The sequence below is a fragment of the Collimonas sp. genome (assembly GCF_035566555.1).
GTDB lineage: Bacteria > Pseudomonadota > Gammaproteobacteria > Burkholderiales > Burkholderiaceae_D > Collimonas.
This window is the reverse complement of sequence record NZ_DATMRB010000016.1, coordinates 23,967-34,348: the sequence shown is the minus strand read 5'-3', so window position 1 is coordinate 34,348 and position 10,382 is coordinate 23,967. Positions and strand designations below refer to the sequence as shown.

Sequence of the window (10,382 nt, the reverse complement as noted above, 5' to 3'; positions counted from 1 at the left end):
CGCCTTCGGCATGGGGATCGACAAGCCGGATGTGCGCTTTGTCGCCCATCTGGACCTGCCGAAAAGCATCGAAGGCTATTACCAGGAAACCGGCCGCGCCGGCCGTGACGGCGGCCCGGCTAATGCCTGGATGGCGTATGGCTTGCAGGATGTGGTGCAGCAGCGCCGTATGATCGATGAGTCGGAAGCCGGCGAGACCTTCAAGCGCGTGCTCGGCGTCAAGCTGGACGCCATGCTTGGCCTGTGCGAAACCTTGCATTGCCGGCGCGTGCGCCTGCTGGATTATTTCGGCCAGGGTTCCGAGCGCTGCGGCAACTGCGATACCTGTATGAGTCCGCCGGTCTCATTCGACGCCACGGTGGTGGTGCAAAAGCTGCTGTCGACGATTTATCGTGTCGACCAGCGCTTCGGCGCCATGCACGTGATGGATGTCTTGCGCGGCATCGATTCCGACAAGATCAAGCAGTGGCGCCACGACCAGCTATCCACCTTCGGCATCGGCAGCGACCGCAGCGAAGCGGAGTGGCGCGCCATCTTGCGGCAATCGATTGCGCTCGGCCTGATCACGGTCGACCATGAAGCTTACAGCGCCTTGAAGCTGACCGATGCTGCGCGGCCGGTGCTGAAGGGCGAACATCCGGTACAGCTGCGGCAGTATCAGAAACCGGTCAAGCAGAAGCGCAGCAGCGGCAAATCCAAGGGCTACGTCGAAACCGATCTGTCGACGCTGGAACAGGCCATCTTCGAGAAACTGCGCTGGTGGCGGGTGGAAACCGCGCGCAAGCACAATGTGCCAGCCTATGTCATTTTCCACGACGCCACCATGCGCGAAATCGCCAAGGCGCAACCGAGTTCGCTGGACGACCTGCGCGGCGTCAGCGGCGTCGGCGAGAAGAAGCTGGAAACCTATGGCGCCGAGATCGTCGAGCTGATTGCAGAATTCGTGCCCACCCTACTCGGGATTTTTTTTCCAGCCGGAACGCAAATGAATGATTAAGGCTTGGTCCCCAGCGCCGCCATCAAGGCCTGCCTGATTTTCGCTTCCTGCGGCGCCACGCCGAAACCAAGCATCACGCCTTGCGCATCGAAGAAGCGGCAGATCGTGGTGCCGCCATCGACTTCGGTTTCCCAGCGGCCGGTCGCCACCGCATGCGCCGGCGGCGGCACCAGCGCCAGCGGATAGCTTGGCGTCTTGACGATCACCGGTGAATGCTTGAGATCGATTTCCGTGTCTTCGCCGTTCAGAGTCTTGGCAATCGCCCGGGCTGCTGTCAGGATCGGTGCAATATACGGCAGCGGGCTGGTGCGGCCTTCGCCATCGATGCGGTATTCGGCGCAATCGCCGAGCGCATACACGTCGGGTGCGCTGGTGCGGCCATGGGAATCGATCAGGATGCCGCGGCCGCTGGCCAGGTTCGCCGCTTGCGCCAAGGTCAGGTCGGGGCGCAGGCCGACGGCCGACAGGACCACATCGGCCACCACGCTATCGCCATTGGCCAACGTCACTTTGAGTGCGCCGTCGGCATGATCGACGCTGCTGGCGGTGGTGCCCAGGCGCAGGTCTATGCCGCGCGCGCTGAGGGCGGCGTGCAAGCCTTGCGACAGCGGCGGCGGCGCCAGCGCTGCCAAAGGCAGGCTGTTGGGATCGACCAGCATGACCTGGTGGCCGTGGGCGGCGAGGTCGTCGGCAAATTCGCAGCCGATCAGGCCGGCGCCCAGGATCACCACGCGAGCGGACGCCTGTACCTCGGGCAGCAGCTTCTCGCGGAAGGTGGCGTAATCGTCGATGTGATTGACCGACAGCACGCGCTCGGCGGCGTCGCCGCCGATACCCAGCCGGATCGCCTGGGCGCCGACCGCGATCACCAGCTGTTCATAGTCGAAAGCGCCGCTGCTGGTGTCTACCACTTTGGCGATCGTATCGATATGCTTGACCCGGGTCTTGGTCATGATATGGGCGCCGACCTGTTCCGCCATTGCGACGGCGCTGTGCGAGACCAGCTGGGCCGCCAGTTTCTTTTGCGCGAAAGCATTCGACAGCATTGGCTTGGAGTAGAAACCGCCATCGTCGGCAGTGATGATGAGCAGGGCGGCAGTCTTGTTCAGCTTGCGCACTTCACGTGCCAGAGAATAAGCAGCCATGCCGGCGCCGATGATGATAATGGGTTTCATGGATGTCCTGGGGAGTGATGGCGGTGAGGATAAAGCGTCTTGAGGTGATTGGGAAATTGTCTTGCCGGCCGCCGCAGGCGCTTGCGCCTGGCGATGCAGCCGCCGATTTTACAACAGTTGCCTAGTGTCGTGTCACGCCTCATCTGTCGGCATCTCGCTGGTCCTTGACCCGTATCGCGTCGTTGCGCCTCGTCGCCATAGCCCCGCTATGTCTCCTCGGCACGCCTAGCGCTACGGGCCAAGGCCGGCGCGATATACCGACAGATGAGGCAGGACACGACACTAGATCTCGACCATTTCAAAGTCTGCCTTGGCGACGCCGCAATCCGGACATTCCCAGGTAGCGGGTACGTCTTCCCACTTGGTGCCGGCAGCGATGCCGTCTTCCGGCCAGCCGGCCGCTTCGTCATAAATCAGGCCGCAAACGATGCATTGGTAAGTTTTCATGTTGTTTCCTCTATGTGTGGTGATGGTGTTTCACCTGGCGGCGCTTTGCCCCGCCGCCCGGCGCTTTTCTTTGATTACGCTGCGTTCAATGCATCCAGCGCATGCTGGTAATGATTGGCGTGGCGCTCTTCCACCTTGGCCAGGGCAGCGAAGCGCTTGGCTGCCTTTTCCAGGGTGCGTTTGAAATTCTCTGCATGCTCTTTCGATTCAGCGATCTGCTCATCGTATTCGGCGACCGCAGCCTGGTTGCCTTCTTCAATCGCCAGGTGGCGGAATTTTGGATACATCTCAGTGTATTCGTAAGTCTCGCCTTCAATCGCGATTTCCAGCGATTTGGCTGGCGTCAGCTGCGCTTTCGGATACAGCAGGTCGAGATGGCCAAAAGCATGCATCACTTCCTGGTCTGCCGTATCCTCAAAAATCTTGGCGACATCGTTGGCGCCCGCTTCGCGTGCCAGCTTGGCGAAATAGCGGTATTTTATATGGGCCATGGATTCACCGGCGAAGGCGGCTTCCAGGTTTTCGATAGTGACTGATTTGCTGTTGCTGTCTTGGTTTGCCATGGTGTGCTCTCTCAATTGTCCGGGGGAAGGGTGTTTTGTTGATGACCTTGGGATGAATGATAGATTTTATTTATCAAAAATGGAAATTGGATATCTTAATGGCTATGATAGATTTATATGTCAATTTTTATATCGAATAGCTTTTATCAATATACAACTATGTGAAATCGCTATTCACCATGCGAAATTCGCATAGCTGCTTGCGAGCAGTCTGATAAAATCAAGGACTTTCACTTGTTACACTTGGGGACAGAGAAACATGGATTCGATGATCGATAAAAAAGAAGAGCTGCGCCTACAATTACGCCAAGCGGCGCTTGAATATCACGAGTTTCCGACCCCCGGGAAAATCAGCGTAACTCCTACCAAATTACTGACCAACCAGCGCGATCTGGCGCTGGCCTACTCGCCGGGCGTGGCCGCGGCTTGTGAAGAAATCGTTGCCGATCCGGCCAATGCCTTTCGCTACACAGCGCGCGGCAACCTGGTGGCAGTCATTACCAACGGCACTGCCGTGCTGGGCCTGGGCAATATCGGGCCGCTGGCATCCAAGCCGGTGATGGAAGGCAAGGGCGTGCTGTTCAAGAAATTCGCCGGCATCGACGTCTTCGATATCGAAATCAACGAACACGATCCGGAAAAACTGTGCGATATCATCGCCTCGCTGGAACCGACCTTCGGCGGCATCAACCTGGAAGACATCAAGGCCCCTGAGTGCTTCGAGATCGAGCGCAAGCTGCGCGACCGCATGAAGATCCCGGTCTTCCACGACGACCAGCACGGCACCGCCATCATCGTCGGCGCGGCGATCCTCAATGGCCTCAAAGTAGTCGGCAAGGATATCAAGAGCTGCAAGCTGGTGGTCTCCGGCGCCGGCGCTGCCGCGCTGGCCTGCCTGGACCTGATCGTCGATCTCGGCTTCCCGATTGAAAACATTTTCGTCACCGACCTGGCCGGCGTGGTCTACAAGGGCCGCGTTGAACTGATGGATCCGGACAAGGAACGCTTTGCGCGTGAAACCGATGCCCGCACCCTGGCCGAACTGATCCCTGGCGCTGACATTTTCCTCGGCCTGTCGGCCGGCGGCGTGCTCAAGCAAGACATGGTCAAGGCGATGGCGCCGCGGCCGCTGGTGCTGGCGTTGGCCAACCCGACCCCGGAAATCCTGCCGGAAGACGTCAAGGCCGTGCGCGACGACGCCGTCATGGCAACCGGCCGTTCGGATTATCCGAACCAGGTCAACAACGTCCTCTGCTTCCCCTACATTTTCCGCGGCGCCCTCGATTGCGGCGCCACCACCATCACGCGTGAGATGGAAATCGCCGTGGTGCATGCGATTGCTGAACTGGCGCAAGCCGAGCAGTCGGACATCGTGGCCACCACCTATGGCATCACCAACCTGTCGTTCGGTCCGGAATACATCATTCCGAAGCCGTTCGATCCGCGCCTGATGATCAAGATCGCGCCGGCAGTAGCCAAGGCTGCGGTTGCCTCCGGCGTCGCCAGCCGTCCGATCCAGGACATGGAAGCCTACATCGACAAGCTGCAGCAGTTTGTCTATCGCAGCGGCACCTTCATGCGGCCATTGTTCCAGATCGCCAAGAAGACCCCGGCCGAGAAGAAACGCATCGTCTACGCCGAGGGCGAAGAAGAACGCGTCCTGCGCGCAGTGCAGGTGGTGGTCGATGAAAACCTGGCGCGTCCTATCCTGGTCGGCCGTCCGGCTGTGCTGCAGCAGCGCATCGAGCGTTTTGGCTTGCGCCTGAAAGCGGATGTCGATTTTGAAGTCATCAATCCGGATTTCGACGAACGCTATCGCGATTACTGGCAGACCTTCCTGGCCATGACCAAGCGCCAGGGCGTGACCGAGCAGTACGCCAAGCTGGAAATGCGCCGCCGCCACACGCTGATCGGTTCGATGGCGATCCACAAGGGCCATGCCGACGGCATGATCTGCGGCACCTACGGCACCACCAGCCTGCACCTGAACTACATCGACAAGGTGCTGGGCCGGCGCGAAGGCGTCAATGTGTACGCGGCGATGAATGCCTTGATCCTGGCTGACCGCCAGCTGGTGCTGGTCGATACCCACGTCAATGAAGAGCCGACTGCCGAACAATTGGCGGAGATCACGATCCTGGCGGCCGAAGAGATGCTGCGTTTCGGCATCAAGCCGCGCGCGGCCTTGCTGTCGCATTCCAACTTCGGTTCCAGCAACAGCGCTTCGGCGCAGAAGATGCGCAATGCGCTGGCGATCATCAAGGAACTGGCGCCGGACCTGGAAGTCGATGGCGAAATGCATGGCGACACCGCGCTTAACATCGAACTGCGGCGCCAGCTGATGCCGGATTCGACCTTGACCGGCGACGCCAACCTGCTGGTGATGCCGAATATCGACGCCGCCAATATCGCCTACAACCTGCTCAAGAACACTTGCGGCAACGGTGTCGCGGTCGGTCCGATCCTGCTGGGTTGCGCCAAGCCGGTGCACATCCTGACGCCGTCGGCCACCGTACGCCGCATCGTCAACATGACCGCCTTGTGCGTGGTGGATGCGATCTCGGCGCGTTAAGAACTGAGCTAGTAGCAAGCAAGAATCGAAAAGCCCCGCTTTACCGCCAGATCACCGGCGGTAAAGCGGGGCTTTTTTTGTTGGTCACAGGGCGGATAAAAACGTGTAACGTAGCGAAAACAGCCGCACGATAATTATCAGGAGACGTGATGACCGACTTTCCGCAAAGCCCGCTGATGGGGCAGATGATGAGCCAGCCTTTGCTCATCTCCAGCATTATCCAGCACGCCGACCGCCATTTCGGCGCCAATGAAATCGTCTCGCGGCGGGTGGAGGGCGACCTGCATCGCTATACCTACAGCGATTGCCACAGCCGCGCACGCCGGCTCGCCAACGCGCTCGCCGGCCTTGGCGTCAGGATGGGCGAGCGGGTCGCCACGCTGGCCTGGAACGGCTACCGCCACATGGAAGCGTATTACGCCGTGTCCGGCGCCGGCGCCGTGCTGCATACCATCAATCCGCGCCTGCATCCGGAGCTGATCGCCTATATCGCCAACCACGCCGAAGATCAGTACCTGCTGTTCGATACCTGCTTCCTGCCGCTGGTGGAAGCCGTGGCGCCGCTGAGCAAGACCATCAAGGGCTACATCGCCCTGTGCGCCCGCGAGCACATGCCGCAGGACAGCAAGCTGCCTGGCTTGCTGTGCTACGAAGAGTTGCTGGCGGCCAGCCGGGACGATTTCCAGTGGCCTTCGTTCGATGAAAATTCCGCTTCCAGCCTGTGCTATACCTCCGGCACCACCGGCAATCCCAAGGGCGCGCTGTATTCGCAGCGCTCGACGGTGCTGCATTCGCTGGCGTCGGTCATGCCGGACACCATGAATATCTCCGGCCGCGACGCCGTGCTGCCGATCGTGCCGATGTTTCATGTCAACGCCTGGGGTTTGCCGTATGCAGTGCCGCTGACCGGCGCCAAGATGGTGTTTCCGGGGCCGGGGCTGGACGGCAAATCGCTGTATGAACTGTTCGAGCAGGAGCAGGTCACCATTTCCGCCGGCGTGCCGACGGTCTGGCTCGGCCTGCTGAATCACATGGAGCAGAACCAGCTGCGTTTCTCCAGCTTCAAGCGCACCATCATCGGCGGTTCAGCCTGTCCGCCGGCGATGATGAAGAGCTTGCGCCATCGTTACGGCGTGGAGGTGGTGCATGCCTGGGGCATGACCGAAATGTCGCCGCTGGGAACCAGTGGCACCCTGCAGACCAGGCATCTGTCCTTGCCCATGGAGCAGCAGGAATTGCTGCTGCAAAAGCAGGGCCACGCGATCTATGGCGTCGACATGAAGATTGTCGACGACCTTGGCAAGGAGCTGCCCTGGGATGGCGTCACGTACGGCAATCTGCTGGTCAGGGGGCCGTGGATCGTCTCCGGCTATTTCAAGAACGAGGGTGGCGCTGTGTTGCAGGACGGCTGGTTCCCCACCGGCGACGTCGCCACCATCGACGGCGACGGCTACATGCAGATCACCGACCGCAGCAAGGACGTGATCAAGTCCGGCGGCGAATGGATCAGCAGCATCGACCTGGAAAATATCGTGATGGCGCATCCGGCGGTGCAGATGGCCGCTTGCATCGGCATCTTTCATCCAAGGTGGGACGAGCGGCCTTTGCTGGTAGTGGTGCGCAAGCCCGGCAAGGAAGTCAGCGGCGGCGAGCTGTTGAAATTTTTTGAAGGCAAGATCGCCAAATGGTGGACGCCGGATGACGTCGCCTTCGTCGACGCTTTGCCGATCGGGGCTACCGGCAAGCTGTTGAAAAACAAGCTGCGCGAGCAGTTCAAGGGCTATACCCTGCCGACCGCCTGAATCCGCTAATTCAGCCGCATTTATTCGAATTCGCTGGACTGCTTCCATGGCACGCGTGCGGTCTGCACCTTGACGGCGGCGCGGTCGCAATGGCCAGGCTGGTCGTCGAAAAACATATGCGGCTTGAACGCCGCCAGCACGTCCGATTTGACGAGGCCGCCCATGAAGAAGGTTTCGTCGATCGCCACATCCCAGGCGCGCAAGGTACGTATCACCCGCTCGTGAGCCGGCGAAGAACGCGCGGTGACCAGCGCGGTGCGGATAGGCGCTGCGTGGCCATCCGGATTCTTGAAGTTGTTCTGGATATAGGACAGCGCCAGCAGCAGCCGCGCAAACGGACCCTGCGGCAAGGGCAGCAGGGCGTTCTCGCGCTCATGCCGTTCAAATGCCTCGATCCCCTCGTTCTGGTAAATCTTTTCCGATTCATCTGAAAAAATCACGGCGTCGCCATCGAAGGCGATGCGGATCTGGTCCAGCTCTTCCATGGCATTTTCAGGCATCTGGTACAGCAGCGCTGCCGCGGTGCCGGCGTTGACGGCCGCCTGCACATCGTCCTCGTGCAGCGACAGGAACAGGCTGACATTGAAAGCCTGCAGGTAGGGCGCCAGCGAAGCGCCGCCGGACAGCACTGCACGAGTGATGTCGAGTTGGTAGTGCTTGATGGAATTGAAGATGCGCATCGAGGTTTCGCTGGAATTGCGCGACATGACGACCACTTCGACAAAGCGCTGGCCGGTCAGCTGGTTCAGTTTCAGCAAGGCTTTTACCAGGGCAAAACCGGCTCCCGGCTTGAGAACCTGGTTTTCATTGAGCAGCTGGTGGCGGCGATAGGCCGCCAGTCCTTCCTGGCGGAAGATGGCTTCCTCGATTTCCAGGTCGAACAGTGCGCGCGATGAAATCCCTACGACCAGCAAATTTTCCAGCGACTGCGGCATGAGTGGTGCTCTTCGGGTAGGTAGCGACAGCGCTCATTATAGGCCTCCGCATGGTTGCCGGCAGGGTTCGTGTTCCCGCTTGTTACGTTACATGTTACGTATCGCCGGCCGCGCAACTGTTTCCGGATGGGTTGCGGAAAGATCTTTGGATGTTTCTATGAGTCATTGATTTTTAAGGGTTTTTTCTATTTTTCAACAATTTTTATGACGTGTGGTATTAGCCGGTTCACGCGGTTTTCCGGCTGGCACGCTCTTTGCGCAAAGAAAGTAAGCAGAGCTGTCATTTGAGTCGTCAAAAAAGGGAGATAGATCATGAAAGCATTGAAAAAGAGTGGATTGCTTACAGCATCATTGTTACTCACCGCACTGCTCGCCGGCTGCGGCAGCAGCGGCGGATTGCTGGGCAACGTCGGCGGCACCACCGCCGGCACCGGTCCTGGCGGCGGCACCACGCCGACTACCCCGACTACGCCAACCACACCGGTCACCCCGGTCACCCCGGTCACGCCAGTGACGCCGACTGCCAGTTCGTCCAACCTGGTTTCGAATCTTGGCACCACGGTATCCTCCGTAGGCACAGCGGTTGACGGCGCCGGCAATACCATCGTTAGCCAGCTACCGCTGCCTGCGGCCACCAAGACCGCGCTGGGAGGCGTGATCGATAACGCCAGCGGCATCGTCACCGTGCTGGGCGGCGGCTTGACCAACGGCCTGGGTCAGATAGGCACGGCGCAAAATCCGGTTGGAATTACTGTCGGCAGCACTGGCGGCGTAGTGGCACAGGTCGGCGCTACCGTGAACAGCGCCGGCCAGGTGGTATCAAGCCTCGGCAGCAGCGGACCGCTGAGCGCCCTGGCGCCGGTGACGACGCCGGTAGGCGGTCTGGTCAGCACCATCGGCAATACCGTATCTGGCACCGTGGCGCCCATCGTTACCACGGCCTTGACTACCGGCCCGGTACAACAGCTGACGCAAACAGTCAGCACGGCAATTGTTCCCCTGACTAATACCGCAGGCACTCTGCTGCAAACCGTTGGCAATGCGACGGCGCTCAACCAGCCGGCCAATCTGCTGCTGGGTACGCTAGGCGGCACGGTCGCCAATGTTGGCGCCGGCCTGACCGGTTCCGGCGTGCCGGTGGTCAGCAATCTGGGCCCGGTGGTGACTAACACCGGCAAACTGGTGGGCGGCTTGTCGACCAACGGCATTACCGGCACTGGCCAGCCGCTATTGGGCAGCCAGACCGGCGGCATCTTGCAACCGGTTGACAATGCCCTGCTGAGCGCACTGGTTGGACCGCTGGCGCCTGTGGTCGGCGTGGTGAACGGTCTGACTGGCAGCCTTAGTGGCGCAGCCGGCGCCGGCGGCAGCGGTCCTCTTGCTCCGATCACTGGCTTGCTGGGCGGCTTGACTGGCGCAGTTGGCGGCGCCGGCGGCAGCGGTCCTCTGGCCCCGGTCACTGGCTTGCTGGGTGGTTTGACTGGTGCAGCTGGCGGTGCTGGCGGCAGCGGCCCTCTAGCCCCTGTAACAGGCTTGCTGGGTAGCTTGACCGGCGGCGTGGCTGGCGCCGGTGGCGCAGGTAGCGGCGCCGGCAATATCCTGGCTCCGGTGACCGGCCTATTGGGCAGCCTGGGCGGTACGGTTGCAGTCGGCGCTGGCGCCGGTGCAGGCGGCAGCGCAGCAGCGGGCCCATTGGCTCCTGTACTCAATCTGGTGGCAGGCTTGACCGGCGGCGTTTCGGCAAGCGCCGGCGGCACTGGCGGCAGCGTCCAGGCCGGCGGCATACTGGGTGGCTTGCTGGGCGCCACAGTCAAAAAATAAGCGTCGGCAGCGGTGGGCAAAAAGCCTTGGTTTTTACCAAGGCTTTTTGTTTGATGGGGCCGGAAAACAG

The 10,382-nt window shown here is 60.6% G+C and carries 8 protein-coding genes; 4 read left to right on the top strand and 4 right to left on the bottom strand.

What is annotated here, in order from left to right:
• The coding region (locus VNZ65_RS02970) for an RQC domain-containing protein (RefSeq protein ID WP_325665922.1) at positions 1–997 on the top strand (997 nt) is incomplete at its 5' end.
• On the opposite strand, the gene VNZ65_RS02965 is transcribed toward VNZ65_RS02970, so the two are convergent.
• The 3 genes from VNZ65_RS02965 to VNZ65_RS02955 form a co-directional block, all read right to left on the bottom strand.
• Positions 994–2,172: an FAD-dependent oxidoreductase gene (locus tag VNZ65_RS02965; RefSeq protein ID WP_325665920.1), complete on the bottom strand. Its 1,179-nt coding sequence runs from the start codon at positions 2,170–2,172 to the stop codon at positions 994–996. The two genes, VNZ65_RS02970 and VNZ65_RS02965, sit on opposite strands and share 4 nt — an antisense overlap.
• Positions 2,173–2,454: 282 nt before the next feature.
• Positions 2,455–2,619, bottom strand: coding sequence for a rubredoxin (locus VNZ65_RS02960; protein ID WP_038485925.1), 165 nt, complete (start codon positions 2,617–2,619; stop codon positions 2,455–2,457).
• A 74-nt stretch (positions 2,620–2,693) separates the two neighbouring features.
• Positions 2,694–3,182 (bottom strand): rubrerythrin family protein, encoded by a 489-nt coding sequence (locus tag VNZ65_RS02955; RefSeq protein WP_325665916.1) that lies wholly within the window; start codon positions 3,180–3,182, stop codon positions 2,694–2,696.
• 259 nt (positions 3,183–3,441) lie between these two features.
• On the opposite strand from VNZ65_RS02955, the gene VNZ65_RS02950 reads away from it, so the two are divergent.
• Together VNZ65_RS02950 and VNZ65_RS02945 are read left to right on the top strand one after the other, a co-directional pair.
• Complete coding sequence (locus VNZ65_RS02950; protein WP_168228899.1) at positions 3,442–5,754, top strand: NADP-dependent malic enzyme; 2,313 nt, start codon at positions 3,442–3,444, stop codon at positions 5,752–5,754.
• Positions 5,755–5,903: 149 nt separating this feature from the next.
• The gene (locus VNZ65_RS02945; RefSeq protein WP_325665912.1) at positions 5,904–7,556 is read left to right on the top strand and encodes a 3-(methylthio)propionyl-CoA ligase; all 1,653 of its coding nucleotides are present in this window, start codon (positions 5,904–5,906) and stop codon (positions 7,554–7,556) included.
• Between the two features lie 20 nt (positions 7,557–7,576).
• Here the strand turns inward: VNZ65_RS02945 and VNZ65_RS02940 are convergent, their stop codons facing one another.
• Positions 7,577–8,491, bottom strand: coding sequence for a 5'-nucleotidase (locus VNZ65_RS02940; RefSeq protein WP_325665910.1), 915 nt, complete (start codon positions 8,489–8,491; stop codon positions 7,577–7,579).
• 312 nt (positions 8,492–8,803) lie between these two features.
• Here VNZ65_RS02940 and VNZ65_RS02935 point away from each other — a divergent pair, with 312 nt between their 5' ends.
• Positions 8,804–10,312 (top strand): collagen-like triple helix repeat-containing protein, encoded by a 1,509-nt coding sequence (locus VNZ65_RS02935; RefSeq protein WP_325665908.1) that lies wholly within the window; start codon positions 8,804–8,806, stop codon positions 10,310–10,312.
• Positions 10,313–10,382 lie beyond the last annotated feature (70 nt).